The 18,028-nt window shown below is 34.6% G+C and carries 19 protein-coding genes, 3 tRNA genes and 1 pseudogene; 19 read left to right on the top strand and 4 right to left on the bottom strand.

Annotated elements, in window-relative coordinates:
- Window positions 1-38 precede the first annotated feature (38 nt).
- Genes AAEO59_RS05090 through AAEO59_RS05075 form a run of 4 tightly spaced genes read left to right on the top strand, consistent with a single transcriptional unit; the run spans window position 39 to window position 4,260 of the window.
- A complete protein-coding gene (locus AAEO59_RS05090; protein ID WP_341699655.1) occupies window positions 39-1,967 on the top strand; it encodes a vWA domain-containing protein in 1,929 nt (642 codons plus the stop codon).
- 15 nt (window positions 1,968-1,982) lie between these two features.
- Window positions 1,983-3,236, top strand: coding sequence for a dihydroorotase (locus AAEO59_RS05085; protein WP_341699654.1), 1,254 nt, complete (start codon window positions 1,983-1,985; stop codon window positions 3,234-3,236).
- A gap of 15 nt (window positions 3,237-3,251) precedes the next feature.
- Entirely contained in the window at window positions 3,252-3,566 is a 315-nt protein-coding gene (locus tag AAEO59_RS05080; RefSeq protein WP_341699653.1) for a DUF4870 domain-containing protein, read from the top strand.
- A gap of 46 nt (window positions 3,567-3,612) precedes the next feature.
- On the top strand, window positions 3,613-4,260 hold the full coding sequence (locus tag AAEO59_RS05075; RefSeq protein WP_341699652.1) for an alpha/beta hydrolase: 648 nt from the start codon (window positions 3,613-3,615) through the stop codon (window positions 4,258-4,260).
- 77 nt (window positions 4,261-4,337) lie between these two features.
- Here the strand turns inward: AAEO59_RS05075 and AAEO59_RS05070 are convergent, their stop codons facing one another.
- Window positions 4,338-5,327, bottom strand: coding sequence for an FKBP-type peptidyl-prolyl cis-trans isomerase (locus tag AAEO59_RS05070; protein ID WP_341699651.1), 990 nt, complete (start codon window positions 5,325-5,327; stop codon window positions 4,338-4,340).
- Window positions 5,328-5,406: 79 nt separating this feature from the next.
- Between AAEO59_RS05070 and AAEO59_RS05065 the strand changes: the two genes are divergently transcribed.
- Entirely contained in the window at window positions 5,407-5,793 is a 387-nt protein-coding gene (locus tag AAEO59_RS05065; RefSeq protein ID WP_341699650.1) for an RNA-binding S4 domain-containing protein, read from the top strand.
- A gap of 158 nt (window positions 5,794-5,951) precedes the next feature.
- Window positions 5,952-6,452 (top strand): phosphoribosyltransferase family protein, encoded by a 501-nt coding sequence (locus tag AAEO59_RS05060; RefSeq protein ID WP_341699649.1) that lies wholly within the window; start codon window positions 5,952-5,954, stop codon window positions 6,450-6,452.
- On the opposite strand, the gene AAEO59_RS05055 is transcribed toward AAEO59_RS05060, so the two are convergent.
- A complete protein-coding gene (locus AAEO59_RS05055; RefSeq protein ID WP_341699648.1) occupies window positions 6,444-6,962 on the bottom strand; it encodes a shikimate kinase in 519 nt (172 codons plus the stop codon). The two genes, AAEO59_RS05060 and AAEO59_RS05055, sit on opposite strands and share 9 nt — an antisense overlap.
- 127 nt (window positions 6,963-7,089) lie before the next feature.
- On the opposite strand from AAEO59_RS05055, the gene AAEO59_RS05050 reads away from it, so the two are divergent.
- From AAEO59_RS05050 to AAEO59_RS05040, 3 genes are all read left to right on the top strand, one after another.
- Window positions 7,090-7,162, top strand: a tRNA-Lys gene (locus AAEO59_RS05050).
- A gap of 42 nt (window positions 7,163-7,204) precedes the next feature.
- A tRNA-Lys gene (locus AAEO59_RS05045) sits at window positions 7,205-7,277 on the top strand.
- A 41-nt stretch (window positions 7,278-7,318) separates the two neighbouring features.
- Window positions 7,319-7,401, top strand: a tRNA-Leu gene (locus AAEO59_RS05040).
- Window positions 7,402-8,146: 745 nt separating this feature from the next.
- Here the strand turns inward: AAEO59_RS05040 and AAEO59_RS05035 are convergent.
- Both AAEO59_RS05035 and AAEO59_RS05030 read right to left on the bottom strand, forming a co-directional pair.
- Window positions 8,147-8,929: pseudogene (locus tag AAEO59_RS05035) on the bottom strand (recombinase family protein); the annotation flags it as partial.
- Between the two features lie 63 nt (window positions 8,930-8,992).
- Window positions 8,993-9,232 (bottom strand): hypothetical protein, encoded by a 240-nt coding sequence (locus tag AAEO59_RS05030; RefSeq protein ID WP_341699647.1) that lies wholly within the window; start codon window positions 9,230-9,232, stop codon window positions 8,993-8,995.
- A 648-nt stretch (window positions 9,233-9,880) separates the two neighbouring features.
- On the opposite strand from AAEO59_RS05030, the gene AAEO59_RS05025 reads away from it, so the two are divergent.
- The 10 genes from AAEO59_RS05025 (at window position 9,881) to AAEO59_RS04980 (ending at window position 18,027) form a co-directional block, all read left to right on the top strand.
- Window positions 9,881-10,273 carry a single-stranded DNA-binding protein gene (locus AAEO59_RS05025; RefSeq protein ID WP_341699646.1) on the top strand — a complete coding sequence of 131 codons (393 nt, stop codon included), beginning with the start codon at window positions 9,881-9,883 and terminating at the stop codon, window positions 10,271-10,273.
- Between the two features lie 47 nt (window positions 10,274-10,320).
- Window positions 10,321-11,394 (top strand): DUF932 domain-containing protein, encoded by a 1,074-nt coding sequence (locus AAEO59_RS05020; RefSeq protein WP_341699645.1) that lies wholly within the window; start codon window positions 10,321-10,323, stop codon window positions 11,392-11,394.
- A gap of 16 nt (window positions 11,395-11,410) precedes the next feature.
- Window positions 11,411-11,605 carry a hypothetical protein gene (locus AAEO59_RS05015; protein WP_341699644.1) on the top strand — a complete coding sequence of 65 codons (195 nt, stop codon included), beginning with the start codon at window positions 11,411-11,413 and terminating at the stop codon, window positions 11,603-11,605.
- Window positions 11,606-11,617: 12 nt separating this feature from the next.
- On the top strand, window positions 11,618-12,154 hold the full coding sequence (locus AAEO59_RS05010) for a PRTRC system protein E (protein ID WP_341699643.1): 537 nt from the start codon (window positions 11,618-11,620) through the stop codon (window positions 12,152-12,154).
- A 16-nt stretch (window positions 12,155-12,170) separates the two neighbouring features.
- Window positions 12,171-12,389, top strand: a complete 219-nt coding sequence (locus tag AAEO59_RS05005) for a PRTRC system protein C (protein ID WP_341699642.1) — start codon at window positions 12,171-12,173, stop codon at window positions 12,387-12,389.
- A gap of 18 nt (window positions 12,390-12,407) precedes the next feature.
- Complete coding sequence (locus AAEO59_RS05000) at window positions 12,408-13,556, top strand: hypothetical protein (protein ID WP_341699641.1); 1,149 nt, start codon at window positions 12,408-12,410, stop codon at window positions 13,554-13,556.
- Between the two features lie 10 nt (window positions 13,557-13,566).
- Window positions 13,567-14,280: a PRTRC system protein B gene (locus AAEO59_RS04995; protein WP_341699640.1), complete on the top strand. Its 714-nt coding sequence runs from the start codon at window positions 13,567-13,569 to the stop codon at window positions 14,278-14,280.
- The gene (locus AAEO59_RS04990; RefSeq protein WP_341699639.1) at window positions 14,277-15,083 is read left to right on the top strand and encodes a PRTRC system ThiF family protein; all 807 of its coding nucleotides are present in this window, start codon (window positions 14,277-14,279) and stop codon (window positions 15,081-15,083) included. The genes AAEO59_RS04995 and AAEO59_RS04990 overlap by 4 nt, the downstream gene beginning before the upstream one ends.
- Window positions 15,084-15,458: 375 nt before the next feature.
- A complete protein-coding gene (locus AAEO59_RS04985) occupies window positions 15,459-15,770 on the top strand; it encodes a hypothetical protein (protein WP_154339473.1) in 312 nt (103 codons plus the stop codon).
- A gap of 85 nt (window positions 15,771-15,855) precedes the next feature.
- The gene (locus AAEO59_RS04980; protein ID WP_341699638.1) at window positions 15,856-18,027 is read left to right on the top strand and encodes a TonB-dependent receptor; all 2,172 of its coding nucleotides are present in this window, start codon (window positions 15,856-15,858) and stop codon (window positions 18,025-18,027) included.
- The last annotated feature ends 1 nt before the right edge of the window (window position 18,028 follow it).

The following is an 18,028-nucleotide window of genomic DNA, read 5'->3' as shown; positions in this document are numbered from 1 at the left end:
CTTTTATATTAATAATAGGCAGTAAACATTTGAACTCCATGCATTTTAAACATCCGGAAATTCTATACTTTCTCTTTTTATTGCTCATACCAATTTTGGTTCATTTGTTTCAGTTCCGAAAGTTTAAAAAAGAATATTTTACCAATGTTCAGTTTCTAAAATCAATTTTAATACAAACCAGAAAAAGTTCCCAACTCAAAAAATGGCTGTTACTGGCTTGTCGATTATTGCTGTTTACTTGTTTGATTCTTGCTTTTGCCCAACCTTTTTTTGATGCTAAAGACCATAAAAACAGTGCGAACGAAATGTATATCATTCTGGATAATTCTTTTAGTATGCAGGCAAAAGGAAAAAAGGGTGAATTATTAAAAAGAGCCGTTCAGGAACTATTAGAAACGACACCGGAAAACAAGAATTTTTCTTTACTTACCAATACCGAAAGTTATTGGAATACCGATATTAAATCGATTAGAAGTACACTACAAAATTTAAAATACAGCGCTATTTCATTTGACTTAAAAGCGATTTTGGCCCGAATTAACAGTAATCCAACGAAAACTAAAAAAGATATCATTATCATTACGGATGCTATTGGATTAAATTCCAAACAACTTAAAAGTCTGCCCAAAGATGCAGTGCCTTATTTTGTCATTCCAAAATCAGAACAAAAAAACAATGTAGCAGTTGATAGTGTTTATATTGACGAGACTACCGATAATTTCTATGATATTAATGTGAATTTATCCTGTACTGGTAAGGATATAAAATCAGTTCCCATTGCGATTTACGATCAAGACAAATTGATAGCCAAAACCGTTTCCAATTTAGACAGTCCAAAAAAATCATTGCATTTTAATATTCCTAAACAGGCTTTTAATGGTTATGTTTCCATTAGTGACAACAGTTTAGCCTACGACAACAATTACTATTTTAGTATTTCTGAAACCAAAAAACCAAACGTAATCAGCATTGGCGAAAGTCAAAAAAGCAATTTTTTGCAACGCATTTATACCGCTGATGAATTTAATTATTCCAACTCCGAATTAAGTAGCTTAAACTATAACAACCTAGAAAAACAAGATGTAATTATTTTGAATGAATTAGAAGAAATTCCTCAGGCATTACAAATTACATTGAAAGATTTTGTTCAAAAAGGAGGCAATTTGATTGTAATTCCTAATGCAAAAAGTGATGCAAAAACACTTTCGGCTTTCTTGATGCATTTTGGAAACATCCAAATCAAATCCTACACAACAACCGAAAAGCTGATTAGTAAAATCAATTTCAGTCACCCACTATTTTCCGGAGTTTTTGAAAACCAAATTTCTAATTTTCAGTATCCAATGACCAAAGCCTCTTTTGGTATTTCGGGTTCAAATCCGGCGGTTTTATCCTTTAATGACGATAGTCCTTTTTTATCAGCGATAAGTAATCCGGTTTCGGCAATTTATGTGTTTTCAGCCCCCATAAATACCGAAAATTCTAATTTCCAACAATCGCCAATCATTGTTCCTGTTTTTTACAAAATGGCACAATTCAATCAAAACAATGGTGTAAATGCATTAACTATTGGCAACAGCAACCCTTATATTGTTGATACTTCGTTGGCGAAAGATGGGATTTTGGAAGTTAAAAACACTAAAGAACAGTTTATCCCAGTACAGCAAATTTTAAATACTAAGGTCAAAATGACTTTTAATGATTTGCCACAGGAAGCTGGAAATTTTGAAATTTACAACCAAAAACAAATAATTGAAAATATCAGTTTCAATTACAACCGAAGTGAAAGCAATCTCAATCAGGCAGATGAAAATCTATTATCCGATTACAACACCGCCAATTCTATTGAAACTATTTTTCATGACATACAAAGCAACCGCATGGATAATCAACTTTGGAAATGGTTTGTTATCTTTGCACTGCTCTTTCTGCTATGCGAAATGGCAATTATAAAATTCCTGAAATAAAAATATATTCTACTTATGAAATTCATTATCCGAAACGCCAAAATTATCGACCCACAAAGTCCTTTTCAAAATCAAACGGTAGATATTTTAATAGCAGATGGATTCATTGAAAAAATGGGCGCTAACTTAGCCAATATCGATACCGCAGAAGAAGTAAAACTAGACAATCTACATGTTTCTCAAGGCTGGTTTGACAGCAGTGTTTCATTAGGCGAACCGGGATTTGAAGACCGTGAAACAATTACAAACGGACTTGAGGTTGCTGCTAAAAGTGGTTTTACAGGGATTGCCTTGCAACCCAATTCTTTCCCTATAATTGACAATCAGTCACAGATAAATTTTGTAAAAACTAAAGCTTTCGGACAGGCAACTGAATTGTTCCCAATTGGCGCTTTGACCAAAAATGCCGAAGGTAAAGATATGGCTGAGTTGTATGACATGAAACAAGCCGGAGCGATTGCCTTTGGTGATTATAATCGAAGTTTAGAAAATGCCAATTTACTTAAAATTGCTTTACAATATACCCAGGATTTTGATGGTTTAGTGATTGCTTTTGCTCAGGAAGAAAAAATCAAAGGAAACGGAGTGGTTAACGAAGGAATTGTTTCTACCCGTTTAGGTTTGAAAGGAATTCCTAATCTTGCCGAAGAATTGCAAATTGCCCGCAATTTATTCCTATTGGAATACACCGGAGGAAAAATGCATATTCCAACGGTTTCTACAGCAAAATCAGTTGCTTTAATTGAAGAAGCCAAAGCCAAAGGATTGAATGTAAGTTGTAGTGTAAGCGTACACCATTTAACAATGACTGATGAAAAACTCGATGGTTTTGACACCCGATACAAAGTAGCTCCACCATTAAGAACCGAAGCTGACAGACAAGCTTTATTAGCCGGAGTGTTAGACAATACGATCGATGTGATTACAACTGACCACAATCCAATTGATATTGAACATAAAAAAATGGAATTTGATTTGGCTAAAAATGGAACTATCGGATTAGAAACTGCCTTCGGTGCCTTACAAACAGTATTACCATTAGAAAAAGTAATCGAAAAATTAACTGCTGCAAAAACTATTTTTGGATTAGAAAACAGTCCGATTATAGAAGGAGAAAAAGCCAATCTAAGTTTATTCAATCCAGAAGGAACAAGTATTTTCACTAAAGCATCTATTTTATCCAAATCCAAAAACTCTGCCTTTTTAGGACAGGAATTAAAAGGAAAAGCCTACGGAATTGTGAATCAGGGAAAATTAATTTTAAGCTAACAACAGCATTTTATTATGGACAAAGAAAGTAAAAACATAGCCATCGTAAGCTACTTTACAATCATAGGTGCTATTATTGCGCTTTTTATGAACAACGAGAAAAAAGATCCTTTTGCTTCTTTCCATATTCGTCAGGCATTGGGTATTTTTTTATCTTTTTTCTTGATTGGATATTTCATTGGATACTTTGATAGTTGGACTATTTCATCTGCTTTTTATTTATTTTATTTCATCCTTTGGATATACGGATTTTTAGGAGCTTTACAAGGACAAATGAAGGCGATTCCTATTTTAGGAGAACAGTTTCAAAAAATATTTAAAAACGTTTAGGTAAAATCTAAATTCCAAAACCCAAATTCCAAACTGGATACTAATTATGAATCTACCTTTAGAATACCTCATCAGAGAACCCAAAGTAAAATTAGATAAAAACCCACTTCTACTATTATTGCACGGTTACGGAAGCAATGAAGCCGATTTATTTTCTTTCGCTTCTGAATTACCGGAGGAATATTATGTAATTGCAGCCAGAGCACCTTATGATTTACAATATGGTAGTTATGCCTGGTATGCAATCAACTTTGATGCTAACGAAAATAAATTCTCCGACCACGAACAAGCAAAATTATCCCGTGATTTGATTGCCAAGTTCATAGAAGAATTAATTGCTCATTACCCAATTGACAAAAATAACATTACGCTATTAGGTTTTAGTCAGGGTGCCATTTTGAGTAATGCAATTGCTTTATCTCATCCTGATAAAGTACAAAAAGTAATTGCTTTAAGTGGCTATGTTAGCGAACCTATATTTGAAGAAAATTACAAAAACAATGATTTTTCTAATTTAAAAATTTTCGCTGCTCATGGAACAGTTGATCAGGTAATCCCTGTAGAATGGGCCAGAAAAACCAAGCCATTTCTAAGTAACTTGGGCATTGACGTTGTGTATCACGAATACCCAATTGGACACGGCGTTTCACCACAGGAATTTAATGATTTTAAAAATTGGTTAATCCAAAATTAATATCATCAAAATAATTCAATAAAAAAAAATCCCGTCTCGTTAACGATACGGGATTTTTTATAATTGTTACTTCTCATTTAGTGACAATTTTTATCCAAATATTTCTTAATTCTAGCTGGATTAGTTGTATTTCCGCTGCAATCCGGAATATCAGCATAAGGAGTAACAACCTTATTTACTGTAATTTCATATTTTGTAGAATAACCATCACCATCATCATCTGTATCCAAAAAGTCAGAAATTCCGTCACCATCAGTATCTTCAAGAGGATTATTAGTTGTTGCAACTGATCTCAAATAGCCATCGCCATTTAAATCTTCTAAATAAGAAGGAATACCATCGCCGTCTAAATCAGAGCGATTAATTGCATATAATTTAAAACTAAAAACCAATGGTGAATAACTTGGAATTGTACCTTGTCCTGAACCGTAATACCCTAATCCAGAAGGAAGGAACATCACACCTGCCCCAAAATTATTATACTCAACAGTTCCGTCTGATTTAGAAGTTGCTGTACCTATTCTAAACTCAGGAAAAACCTCACCCCAACCCGTCACAAGTTGGTATAAATATAAAAATGACTGCGGATATATAACTTTTTCAAATTGACTTGTTAAAAGTTCAGAAGGCACTGTTTCTGTTGCAGTAGTGCGATATATATAATCTCCACTGTAAGCTGCTAATACACCATCTACGTTACAAGGTTGCTCCCCTGTTCCTTCTCTTAAAACTAAATAATAAAGAGTATAGGTAATATCATGTAACTCTACTTCTTTTTTCAATAACTTTGGAAATGTACTACTATTTAAGTAAGACATTATAGAAGGTTTAGTAACCGTACTTGTTATCTTTTTAATTACTACATCATTATCAGCAAAATTTGGATCATTAATGTCGATATCTAAATAATAGGTATCTAAATATTCTTTAATGGCAACACTATCTATTTTATATTGTTCTCCGTAATCCTTTAAAGGTTCTGTAGTAAAGGAATTATCATCTTTAGAGCATGAAAATAAAAAGAGGCTTGTAATTATTACAATAAAATAATACTTAAATTTGTTCATTATAGCTGAATTTTAAGTGCGCAAGATACAATATTGATTTATTTTTGTAAACTATTTAACTTTGATTTTATAACTTTTTATGCGAATTGATAAATATTTATGGTGCGTTAGATACTACAAGACCCGAAATATGGTTACTGAAGCTTGTAAAAAAAATCATATCACTGTAAATGGTATTGTTGCCAAGCCCTCAAAAGAGGTTTTCCCTACTGATGTTATCACATTTAGAAAAGACCAAATTACTCAAACCATTACTGTACTCGACATTCCTGACAATCGCGTGGGAGCTAAACTGGTAGACATTTATCGTAGAAATGATACTCCTGCCGAAGTATATCAGCATCTGGAATTATTAAAACTTTCCAAAGAGCATTACCGAAAAGCCGGAACGGGACGTCCTACTAAAAAAGACCGTAGGGATATTGACGATTATGGAAACGAAATTTACGAAGACGAAGAAGATTGAGTTAAATTCCAAATCATCAATTCCAAATTCCAATCCTGAAGTTTTAGGAATCAAAAAAATAAATCTATTCCCAAATTGGAAGTTGAAATTTACTCATTGGGATTTGGATTTTTTTATATGGAAGTTCAAATTTAATTATATTAGCAAAAAAACATATCATGAGCCAAAACATCATTCTTACCGACTTAGAAATCAAACACAAAACCAAGCGTATGGCCTATCAAATTTACGAGACTTTTATTGAAGAAGAAGAAGTTGTGCTTGCTGGAATTGCTGACAATGGTTATGTTTTTGCCGAAAAAATTGCCCAAGAACTTAAATCTATTTCGGATCTTAAGATTATTCTTTGCGAAGTTCACGTAAACAAACAAAATCCGCAACAGACGATACAAACTTCAATCCCCGCTCAGGAATACACTAACAAAGGATTAATCTTAATAGATGATGTATTAAATTCAGGCACTACCTTAATTTATGCGGTAAAACACTTTTTAGAAGTGCCTTTGAAAAAGTTTAAGACTGCAGTTCTAGTTGACCGAAATCATAAAAAATATCCTGTAAAGGCCGATTTTAAGGGAATTTCGCTTTCGACTTCTTTACAGGAACATGTACAGGTAGTATTTGACAATGCTAATAATAGCTACGCCTCATTAAGCTAAAACCTTCAAAATATCATTTACAGTCTCACTAATAGTTTGTTCATCCACATTAACTATATGTTGCGCCTGATTGTAATAATAACTTCTTTCAAATAAATGAGTAGCAATAAACTCTTTCATCTCCACATCATTTTTGTTGGCGATAAGGGGTCTGTTGCTCTTATTTAAAGACAATCGGGCTACAAGTGTATCTATAGAGGCTTTAAGATAAACAGATAACACATTCGCTCCTTTTAATAATTCATGATTATTAGCATAACAAGGAGTTCCTCCTCCTAATCCTATAATAATTGCATCAGGAAGATTCAGCAATTCTATAAAACATTCGTGTTCGAGCTTTCTAAAATAGATTTCCCCTTTTTCGGCAAATATTACTTTAATAGCCATTTTTACTTTTTCTTCAATATATTCGTCCAAATCAACAAAAGGAATTTCCAGTTTTTTAGACAATTCTTTGGCGATGGTCGACTTTCCGCAACCCATATAGCCCAACAGTACAATTTTCTTCATCGAATAAAACCCTATAAATTAGAGTGTTAAAATTTATTATTAAAAAAAGACAAATTTATAATAAAATAGCTTGGAAATAATAAAAAAAACGCCTTATATTTGCACCCGCAATCAGGGAACGATGCAAGACTCGATAGCTCAGTTGGTAGAGCACATCACTTTTAATGATGGGGTCCTGGGTTCGAGCCCCAGTCGGGTCACAACGAGTGACTCACTTGAAAACAAACGTTCTCTGATGCAATGACTCGATAGCTCAGTTGGTAGAGCACATCACTTTTAATGATGGGGTCCTGGGTTCGAGCCCCAGTCGGGTCACAAAAGGTTAAGTAATTTTTACTTAACCTTTTTTCTTTTTAGGCCATGTGGAGAAACGGTAGACTCGCCATCTTGAGGGGGTGGTGCTCGCAAGGGCGTGAGGGTTCAAATCCCTCCATGGTCACTTGACAGGAGAAGGGATTAAAACAATCACTTTTCCTGTTTTTTTTTAAACATAACTCACTGTCTATCTGTAATATACGATAAGCAATCACATTCATTCGAGCGGTTCGATATTCCTTCCCGTCAAATTCCAATTTTTCAGGAAATATCGAACCAATTATATTTCTTTTTGTCTTAATTCCCCCTTCTTTGTAGAGTTTACCTAGGTTTGTGATGTTTTCTAGACCTTTTTCAATTAACGCATTTATATTTACATTTTTAGCCTCAGATTCATCTTTACTTAATTGTGCTTCCAGTTTTTCAATCTTTTCTTTCAACTCTTTTTTTATTTCAATATAATCATCATCGTCTATAGTTCCTGCAAGCAACTTGTTTCTTGCTATTGACAACTTTGAATTCAACTGATCAATTTCATCCGAAATAAGCTTTTTTTTATTGATTGGACTTTTTACAAAAGTCTTATAGTTATCTAAGAAGATTTTTTTAAGATACTTTTTCATTACATCATTAATATTCAAAGACTGTAAACCTTCTTCAAAAATCAAATTAGCTACTTCTGCTTTTTTTCGGAAACCACAGGAAGGAAGACAGTGATAATAATAGTAACGATTATTTCTTCCTTTAGATGCACTACCAGACAAATTACGTGCACATTTTGGACACACCAAGAAGCCTCTTAGAGGCAAATTAACATCCGAAAGGATTTTAGTTTTTGGAAGTTCTACTCTTTTTTTACCGTCCAATATTGTTTGAACTTTATCAAATAGTTTTTCGTCTATTAATGGTTCGTGCTGTCCTTGTACAAAATAAGCATCTTCATCTTTATATTTTTGTATGAACACCTTACCACAATAGACTGGATTACGAATAGCTAAATGAAAGGAGCTTCTACTGATTTTCTTTGAGCTCAAAGTATTCATTTCCAAACGTATTTGATTGGCTGCAAGTAATCCCTTTGCAATTTCATTAAAAGCCCATTTCATATTGGTAGCCTCTGGCTCTTGTAATGCAATGTATTTACTACCATCTTCTTTGCTTTTATTAACGTAACCAAAAGGAGCAACTCCCATTACCCTTCCTTCTTTTTTTGCTCTTCGCATACCATAAAAAGTATTTAAAGCTCTTCGGTCATTTTCAACTTCAGGAGCAGCTAGATATATTGCAAGCATCATTTTGTTTTCCGGAATTGAAAGATCCAAAGGTTGTTCTACTGCCTGAGGTTCTATACCAAGCTTAGTCAAAACGCTAATCATTTGATAGGCATCGCCAGCATTACGACTAAAACGATCCCATTTAGTAAAAAGGATTAAATTAGTTTTTGAACTTTTCTTTTTTAAATTATTAAGTAATTCTTTCCACTCTGGACGATTAAACGTTTTAGCAGAGTGATCTTCATAAATTACCTGTCCAATAGTAATTTTATTTATTGAGCAAAATCGTCTTAAACGTTCTTCCTGATCTCTTTGTGAATATCCCTTGTCTGCTTGCTCATCTGTAGACACACGTATGTATAAATCTGCTATTTTCATGGCTAATCTTTTATGGATAAATAATGAAATATTATATAGGGATTAGCTAAGGTACGAAATAAACTACTCTAAGTCAAAGCATTCCTGAATAACAATCAACACCAGGTTATTCAAAAATTCCATTACAAGTACCGCTTCTTCCTTATCCATCTCCATTCCTTCTTTTCTAAAAAACTCCATAGCCTCTTCGATTGGTATTTTCTTTAGTTCTTTCTTTTCCATCGCATCGCCTATTTTTATTTGTCTTTCTAAAATAGAATGCTGAATAAAAAAGCTAATCAATATGGTATTTAGCAGTATCATTTGTCATACTTTGTCTGTATTAAAAAAATATCTTCCCAGATATTAAAATTCTATTCTTCTATAAGTACAAAATCCTCTAAGCACATTTTCTCATTCGATACTCTACTTCATAAAAGAGCTTAATCGGATGCGTAACAAAAGCATCTTGAAAAATTCCAAAACTTCATCCATTCTTTAATTTTTTCAATATCCTTTTACACGGCTACTAAGCCATGATTTTAGTTTCTGATGATTTACTAAAAGAATTAATCTTTAGTTTTAATTATCCTTGAACCATTTACCCAATGCCTTTTTCATCGTTTCCACTTCTCTTTTAATTCAAGAAGCGGTATGCTTTATTCCATTTCAAGAGCAAAGGTATTTCCGTGTTCTTAACGCAGGAACAAGGTCAGGCCCTACGGGTTTGTCAAAAAAATCTCCACCCATTCGGGTTGTATTTATTTGACAAAACCTTGTTCCTGCTAAACACTAACCTTTTTATGCTCCTGAAACGAAACAAAGCATACTCCGGCTCTTTAGACGAATAAAAAAAATGTCAATTATGGAAAATAACAGCATTAGAAATGGTAATAGAGTGAAACGAAACAACTCCTCCTCTCATTACCGAATAATAAATCAAATTAAATGTAACGCTGAAAATGAAAGATTATGAACATCGTAGGAAGACTAACAAGGGATGCGGAAGTACGCACAACATCACAGGACAAACAAGTAGTGAATTTTTCAATAGCTACCAACGACAGCTATCGCAACAAACAGGGCGAACGCATAGAGCAAACAACCTATTTTGACTGCTCTTACTGGATAAGTCCAAATGTATCCAAGATACTCACTAAAGGTACTTTGGTAGAACTTACAGGCAGAGTTAGCACAAGACCGTGGACAGCTAATGACGGCGAGTTAAGAGCAAGCTTGAATTTCCACACCTCAGCTATCAAATTGCACGGAGGCAGTAAGAAAACAGAAAACGCTCAGACAAGCAATAACGCAAAGAAATCCAATACCAAAAATCAGGAAACTGGAGACGATTTACCATTCTAATACAATTAATTCATTTAATCTTTTTCAAATTTTAAAATTTCAATATCATGGGACATAATTTAAATTTCAACGAAAGAACAGGACGTTACTCTTTTTTTAGCGTTCAGCAAAAAGCATGGCACGGTTTAGGGCAAATTGTACAAGATTATCCCACAAGTGCGGAAGCCATCCAATACGCAGGACTTAATTATGAAGTAATCAAAACACCTCTTTATACCAAAAGTTCAGGCATTATAGAAACTACAAACAGCATCGAGATGGGCAATAATGAATTACACGTACCTAATTATTTTGCCAACATCAGAAATGACAATAATACTGTATTGGGTGTGGTAGGCAAAGATTATCAAATTGTACAAAACTGCGAAGCCTTTTCATTCTTTGATGCTATTGTAGGGGGTACGGATGGGATTCTATACGAGACTGCAGGAGCTTTAGGAAATGGAGAACGTATTTTCATAACTGCAAAACTGCCTGATTATATCCGTGTAGGCAATGGTGATGATGTAACCGAAAAATATATTTTCCTTACCACTTCGCACGATGGTAGCGGAAGTATTACCGCAGCTTTTACCCCTGTTAGAATTGTTTGTCAAAATACTTTAAACGCTTCTCTCAAAAATATGAGTAACGTGGTACGCATCCGTCATACCTCGGGAGCTAAACAACGTTTGGACAATGCCCATAAAGTAATGGGATTAGCAAACGAGTTTAGCAACCAATTAGAATCTATTTTCAATAACTGGGCAAAAGTAAAAATAACTGATAAGGAGGTTGAAAAACTCATACAGTTGGCTCTTTGTCCCAATAAAGAAACCTTAGAACATATCAAAAAGGGAAATGAAGACGAAATATCCACAGTGTTCAAAAATACGGTTGAAAGTGCTTTTGCTTATGCTATGACTAGCGATACCCAACAAATGGAAACCACAAAAGGCACTTTGTTTGGGGCTTATAATGCTGTGACTGGCTACTTCCAAAATGTACGCAATTATAAGGATGAAGAAGCCAAACTACAATCCATTGTACTAGGTGGTACGGCACAAATAAAATCCCAAAAGGCTTTTGAACTGTGTACTTCTTTTTCAAAAATGGGTGCGGATAGTCTCCATTTCAACTAATCAAAATAGCGAACGAATGATAGTAAAAGACTTAAATGGTTGTCTGATTGAAGTGAGTAATCTTGATGAAGCGATTGAGATTACCAAACAATACATCGAATACCAACACGAAGACAAAAGCTTTTCTGAGTTTGACAAAAGACAAAAAGCCTATTGGAAGGATATGCACGAGAAATTGACAGCAATCAAAGAAGAACAAACAACACTTTAAAATTTTAGAAAGATGAGTACTAATTTTTTCAATCAAATAGCACAATTGGAAATCACAGGAAATTTACAATTAACGATTTCCAAAGGAGTAGAAAACAAACTAATTGTTTCCATAATACTTCTAAATGACCAATGTGGAGACGATGCAAAGCAACTGATAACTCCTCTCAATCTTAGAGGAACAGCAGAAGAATTGGACGAGGGCTTTTTTGAAAGCATCGCTGTTCCATTAGAAACCGCTTCAGGTTTAATGGTTAACATGGAAGCCTATATGAAACAATTGGAAAATGCCAAAAAGCAGTCGGCAATTGAAAAAGAAAAAACCGACAAGGAGAAAAAAGCCAAGGAAGAAAAAGACAAGAAGTATGCTGAAGCAATGGCAAAGGCTGACGAATTAGACAAAGAGGGCAAACACCGTGATGCCTGGATGAAAGTACCTAATCCTAACGATTTTCCTGAATATGCTGAAGCTATAAACAAACGTAAAAAAGAACTGTCCGATAAATTCGCTTCCCCTAGCCTTTTTGCAACAGAACAAGAAAATGTTTAATCTAAATTGAATCACTATGTTATTAGCCACACAATTAGAAAGAGTTTTCATTCTGACCGATAAAGGTCAGGAAATCAAACTCACCGACCCCGAACCAAAATGGAGTGTACAAGCGGTATTGAATTTCTATTCCAATACGTATCCCATACTCACAACCGCAAAAATTTCAACTCCTGTGATAAGGAATGATACGGTACAATACCGCTTTGAAAGTGCTATTGGAACGAAAGGTTAAACTCAAAACCATAAAAAAATGACTTATGCAACAACATACCATAGCGGGTACGATACGCATACCCAAAAAGCCAAAACAAAAGCAATTACACCGACAGTTAAACGAGTTCGCAAACTGGATGCAACGAACCAAAGATGCAAACGAAATTCAAAAGGACAAACAGCAGTCTGTACCAATTCCAATGTTGCCAATGGTTTTCTAAGAACTTCATTTCTGCCTGTTTTAGCAGAAACAAAAACGACACAGCCCTGTAGGAGAAATGCAAAAATGGAAAGGGATTTTTATAAATCCCTTTCCCAACTTGCTAAACATTACCAAATCAAACCTGCGCAAACACAATTTTATAATTATCCCTACAATATTGCATTGGCATTATGGGATACACAGAAACAGTTGAAAAGTAAGATAAGAGATTGGGAAGAAATCAAACTCATACAGGATAGTAGGAAAACCTTTTTTACAAGTGAAGAACGATACAATACAAATGCTACACTGTACTACATTCCAATAGTACCATTGTACAGATTGCTAAAAAACAAAAAACGAAAACACAATGCACAACTGTTATTATCGGTCTGTTGTTATCTCTATCACGGGGTAAACATCCCCTATTACAGACAGGAAAATAGTTTTCTCCATTGGCAATACGATATGTTGAAGGAATATTTAACGAATGACGACGAAGACACATCGATTTATCAAAGTGAATTTGACCAAGCAGAATGGATTGGTGACCGAATGGAACAAAAGATTTTCAACCCTGCTAATTTAACCTATTTCAAAAAACGATTGAACTGTTTTCAATGCAAAGATATTTTAGACTTTGACTGTTTGAAATTGGCTAAAGATGCTTATGCACTTTTAGAACAATATCCTAACGAAAATGTATTTCGAAATGGAAAATCCAACGAAGAAGCAGATGAAGACGAAACAGAAAACATTTTAACAATGGATTATTATGTTTCCTTTTATGCTGATGGCAAAGGTTTCCTGAATGAAAATCTGATACAATGCGTCAATAATGAATTACAAGAATACGTAGAAATAGAAGAACCTTGTGTTCTTAAACGTTTTAACGGAAGTGACTTAACCGAAAAAAATCTCGATTTTGAGAATCGGTTATTTGCCCTTATCGAAGAATTGATATACATACTGAATAACTTTTAAAATAATCCTTATGAAAGACATTACAGCGAATTTTGGAAAGCTATACCATCCTAAATCAGCATTGGTATTCTATCAAACCAAAGGAATAAACTCAGCTACTTATGTAGAACATTTTGATATGGACAAAAATGGCAATCCCATTAATGCCCACCCTTTGACAGTAAGAGAAGCAAATCAACTGGCAAAGGCATTGAAAACAACAAAAGAACAAAAAGAACCTTGTTTGAAATCTGAGGGAATAATGAGCAATAGTATTTTACACATTGACAGTAGTAATAATAAAGTAATTTGGTTTACCAAAGCGATACAAAGAGAATTGTATTTTACAGAAAGTTTGGGAATTCCGAAAGGCATCGCCCATGTTCCAGCTATGTTATGGATTGCCGACAAAAATAGTCTTTCTGTCTTTGCATTAAAAAGTAATCTCAGACCCAACGAAAACACAAAAATCTACAATGCGCCTTTTTTCAATGTATATGAAAATGGGAATGTTTGCATGGGTACTGTGGATATTCAAATAAAGAAAATTGCTTTATTGGAAGAGTTTACAATTGCATGGGAAAATTATTTTTTCAATAGTTATTTCAGCCACTTGATGCCCGATTATAACCCGATAAAGGGAAACTGTGTAACACTTTGGGAAAGTCTTATAAACACCAACAAAGTTTTCCCAAAAGAAGTATTAATAAACAGTAAGAAAACCATAAAAGATGTATTGCAATGAATATAGAAAAAACAAAAGTCCATTTTACAGACAACTATTTAATAAATCCCACAAACCCAATATCGGTAAATCTTATCGGTGCGGGTGGAACAGGTTCAAAAGTACTAACGGCTTTAATTGAAATGAACCATAGCCTTATTACTTTGGGGCATTCAGGTTTGAGCGTTCGCTTGTGGGATGATGATAGTATAACGGAAGCCAATTTAGGCAGACAGCGTTTTGCCGAATGTGAAAAGGGATTGTATAAATCAGTAGCCTTAATAAACCGCGTTAACCGTTGGTCGGGTACAAACTGGAAAGCAGAAACAATAAAATTTGAAAAAGACAGTTTAGACAGATTCCCCGAAAATGCGAGTGCCAGTATTTTCATTAGTTGTGTGGATAGTGTCAAAGCTCGTTTTGAAATTGCTGATATTTTGCAACGACTGAGCTACAGCAGGACTTATTCCAACCGTCCCCGATATTGGATGGATTTTGGTAACAGTCAACATACTGGACAAGTGATACTATCCACCATTGGTACTATAAATCAACCCAATTCCGATAAATATGAAACGGTTGCTAACTTGCCATTTGTAACCGAAGAATTTACCGAACTGTTGAGACAGTCCGAAATTACAGATGACACGCCAAGTTGCTCCCTTGCAGAAGCATTGGAAAAACAAGATTTATATATCAATTCCACACTGGCACAAATGGGATGCTCTCTTTTATGGGGTTTGTTCCGTAACGGATTGACACAGTACAGAGGCTTTTTTCTCAATTTACAAGATTTTAAGTCGCAACCCATTCTAGTTAACTAAATCAACCCCGATAATTATCGGGGCGGACTGCAAAAAGACACTCCCTTTCGACGGTCGGGAAAGTCTTTTTGCAGTAAAAAAAGATGCAAGCACTTTGGCAAAATGTGAATCCTCCCATTTTACCAAAAAGCTTGCGGTATTTTTTCGTGAGGATATTCACTATTCTCCTTTTTCGTTTTGCCTGACTTCTTTTCTTTCCACATCAGCGACCAAAGAAAAGATTCTGTGTTATAAACCAAATATATTTTTTAAAAATGATAGAAATTTAATACTATCTCTTCTCTAATTCTCGCTATATATTATTTAAAAATAACAGTTGATGTTCTAATTCTTTATTACTATGTGAAATTGAGCATAAATTTATACATTTGCCAAATGAAAAATTTATCATTCATATTGGCTTTTATGGTGTTGATTCTATCAACAGCACCATCATGCTTAAGGGAAGATAGATGTATTAAACCTAGACAGCAAACAACACAAAACGACAAACAAGGAAAAGACGGTTGTACGAAATGTTGTTCGCCATTTATGAATTGTAATACCTGTATGGGGTTTGTAATGACCTTTTATCATTTTTCAATTATACATCCAGTCATAGAAACTGAAAAAAAAATAGCACTAAGTTTTATAAAACCTATTTCAGATTTCCCCTATTCTGTTTGGCATCCTCCACAACTTACTTAATGTGTAGCTCTTACAGCACAAATTAATTCGTAACGATGCTTCGCGTTGTTATCCTTATCTATTCACATTAAGTATCATCTTTACAATGAAAAAAATACTCATTGTGTCATTTCTTATGGCACTAAACCTTTGTGCATATGCACAAAACACATTAAATATTGTTGTCAAAAGCATTGAAACAAATGAACCATTAAATGGTGTAACAGCATCTATAAAAGGAACGTCAATCGCCGCGACGTCTGACGAAAATGGGCAAATCACATTAGCAAATATTCCTGACGGATTACAGGGAATCAAATTCAATTATATGGGCTTTAATGAACATATTGAAACCTTAGAATTTCCATTAAAGGACAAGAATGTTATTGAAATCTTACTTCAAGAAAGTTCAGAAGAATTGGATCAAGTAGTAATATCGTCTACAAGAAGTACAAGGAGCATACAAAATATTCCTACCCGGATTGAATTTATAGGAAGTGAAGAATTGGTGGAGAAGGGCAATATGAAACCTGGAGATATTCGTATGCTTTTAGCAGAAAGCACAGGTATTCATGTACAGACCACATCGCCAACAAGTGCGAATGCAAGTATTCGTATTCAAGGGCTTGACGGTAGATATACGCAAATCCTTAAGGACGGTTTTCCCATTTATTCTGGTGCATCAAGCGGATTGGGTCTTTTACAGATACCGCCACTTGACCTTAAACAGGTTGAGGTCATCAAAGGTTCGGCATCCACTCTATATGGTGGCGGAGCGATCGCTGGATTGGTAAACCTGATCTCTAAAACGCCAACTGAAGAAAGAGATTTACGTTTTCAAATCAACGGAACATCAGGCAGAGGTTTGGATATTAACGGTTTTTACGGGCAACGGTTCAATAAAATAGGAACTACTATATTTGCTTCGCACAATCGCAACGGAGCTTACGACCCTGCTCAAATTGGCTTTTCTGCCATTCCACAATTTGAACGCTACGTACTGAATCCTAAATTATTTGTTTATTTCAATGATAAAACGAAAATGAATTTTGGCATCAATACAACCATTGAAAACCGTTTAGGAGGAGATATGCTTTACATTAAAGGTAAGGGAGATAACCTCCATCAATATTTTGAGAAAAACAAAACACAACGCTATTCAACACAATTTGTATTAGACCATTTGATTACTCAAAACAGTTCTTTTCAAATCAAAAACAGTGTAAGTTATTTCAATAGAAATATAACCATTCCTGACTATGAGTTTGAGGGATCGCAAATAGCCACTTTTACCGAAGCCAATTATACCAGCAGTACAGAAAAATCGGAATGGGTAGCAGGAATTAATATATGGACAGATAATTTTAAGGAAAAAGAGTTCACTGCTTTTCCGTTAAGAGATTACAACCAAAGTACAATCGGAGCTTTTGTACAAAACTCATGGAAAGCTACAGATTGGCTTAATTTAGAAGCAGGTATCCGTACAGACTACGTTGTGGATTATGGGGCAGTATTCTTACCGAGAATTTCAGCTCTTTTCCAAATTGCCGAGGGTCTAACATCAAGAATTGGAGGCGGATTTGGCTACAAAACACCTACTATATTTACGGAAGAAAGCGAACGTATACAATATCAAAACGTATTGCCTATCGACGATAAAACCAATAAATTGGAAAAAAGCTACGGTGCAAATGCAGATATTAATTATCGCATTCGTATTGGAGAGGAATGGTCATTCAGCATAAACCAATTGTTCTTTTATACATACTTGGATAATCCTTTATTACTTGAAAATCCATCTACAAATCTGTATCAGTTCGTAAATTCACCGGGCTACATTCATACCAAAGGAACAGAAACTAATATTAAAATCGGTTATGATGACCTGAAATTGTTTTTAGGTTACACTTATACAGATGCCCGACTAAAGCAATACGGAACAAATACCGAAAGTCCGCTAACACCTAAACACCGCATTAATTCTGTACTGATGTATGAAATAGAAGATAAGTGGAAAGTTGGTTTGGAAGCCTATTATTTCAGTCCTCAAAAACTAAATGACGGGACTATGGGAAAGGATTATGTTATTTGCGGATTGATGGCTGAAAAGATTTGGGAGAGATTTTCTCTATATGCCAATTTTGAAAACTTCCTTGATACACGACAAACTCGCTTTGACAGTATCTATACCGGAACAATAAGCAATCCCGTTTTTAAAGACATCTATGCCCCATTGGACGGGTTTGTAGTTAACATAGGTATAAAATTAAAACTCTAAG

The organism is Flavobacterium flavipallidum (assembly GCF_038289905.1).
GTDB lineage: Bacteria > Bacteroidota > Bacteroidia > Flavobacteriales > Flavobacteriaceae > Flavobacterium > Flavobacterium flavipallidum.
The sequence above is the reverse complement of the archived record's forward strand: the minus strand, read 5'-3'. Positions and strand labels throughout refer to the sequence as shown.

What these genes read in the sequence shown, in the direction of transcription:
- AAEO59_RS05090 (WP_341699655.1), top strand. Translation starts at nt 39, where the DNA reads ATGCATTTTAAACATCCGGAAATTCTATACTTTCTCTTTTTATTGCTC.
- AAEO59_RS05085 (WP_341699654.1), top strand. Translation starts at nt 1,983, where the DNA reads ATGAAATTCATTATCCGAAACGCCAAAATTATCGACCCACAAAGTCCT.
- AAEO59_RS05080 (WP_341699653.1), top strand. Translation starts at nt 3,252, where the DNA reads ATGGACAAAGAAAGTAAAAACATAGCCATCGTAAGCTACTTTACAATC.
- AAEO59_RS05075 (WP_341699652.1), top strand. Translation starts at nt 3,613, where the DNA reads ATGAATCTACCTTTAGAATACCTCATCAGAGAACCCAAAGTAAAATTA.
- AAEO59_RS05070 (WP_341699651.1), bottom strand. Translation starts at nt 5,327, where the DNA reads ATGAACAAATTTAAGTATTATTTTATTGTAATAATTACAAGCCTCTTT.
- AAEO59_RS05065 (WP_341699650.1), top strand. Translation starts at nt 5,407, where the DNA reads ATGCGAATTGATAAATATTTATGGTGCGTTAGATACTACAAGACCCGA.
- AAEO59_RS05060 (WP_341699649.1), top strand. Translation starts at nt 5,952, where the DNA reads ATGAGCCAAAACATCATTCTTACCGACTTAGAAATCAAACACAAAACC.
- AAEO59_RS05055 (WP_341699648.1), bottom strand. Translation starts at nt 6,962, where the DNA reads ATGAAGAAAATTGTACTGTTGGGCTATATGGGTTGCGGAAAGTCGACC.
- AAEO59_RS05030 (WP_341699647.1), bottom strand. Translation starts at nt 9,232, where the DNA reads ATGATACTGCTAAATACCATATTGATTAGCTTTTTTATTCAGCATTCT.
- AAEO59_RS05025 (WP_341699646.1), top strand. Translation starts at nt 9,881, where the DNA reads ATGAACATCGTAGGAAGACTAACAAGGGATGCGGAAGTACGCACAACA.
- AAEO59_RS05020 (WP_341699645.1), top strand. Translation starts at nt 10,321, where the DNA reads ATGGGACATAATTTAAATTTCAACGAAAGAACAGGACGTTACTCTTTT.
- AAEO59_RS05015 (WP_341699644.1), top strand. Translation starts at nt 11,411, where the DNA reads ATGATAGTAAAAGACTTAAATGGTTGTCTGATTGAAGTGAGTAATCTT.
- AAEO59_RS05010 (WP_341699643.1), top strand. Translation starts at nt 11,618, where the DNA reads ATGAGTACTAATTTTTTCAATCAAATAGCACAATTGGAAATCACAGGA.
- AAEO59_RS05005 (WP_341699642.1), top strand. Translation starts at nt 12,171, where the DNA reads ATGTTATTAGCCACACAATTAGAAAGAGTTTTCATTCTGACCGATAAA.
- AAEO59_RS05000 (WP_341699641.1), top strand. Translation starts at nt 12,408, where the DNA reads ATGACTTATGCAACAACATACCATAGCGGGTACGATACGCATACCCAA.
- AAEO59_RS04995 (WP_341699640.1), top strand. Translation starts at nt 13,567, where the DNA reads ATGAAAGACATTACAGCGAATTTTGGAAAGCTATACCATCCTAAATCA.
- AAEO59_RS04990 (WP_341699639.1), top strand. Translation starts at nt 14,277, where the DNA reads ATGAATATAGAAAAAACAAAAGTCCATTTTACAGACAACTATTTAATA.
- AAEO59_RS04985 (WP_154339473.1), top strand. Translation starts at nt 15,459, where the DNA reads ATGAAAAATTTATCATTCATATTGGCTTTTATGGTGTTGATTCTATCA.
- AAEO59_RS04980 (WP_341699638.1), top strand. Translation starts at nt 15,856, where the DNA reads ATGAAAAAAATACTCATTGTGTCATTTCTTATGGCACTAAACCTTTGT.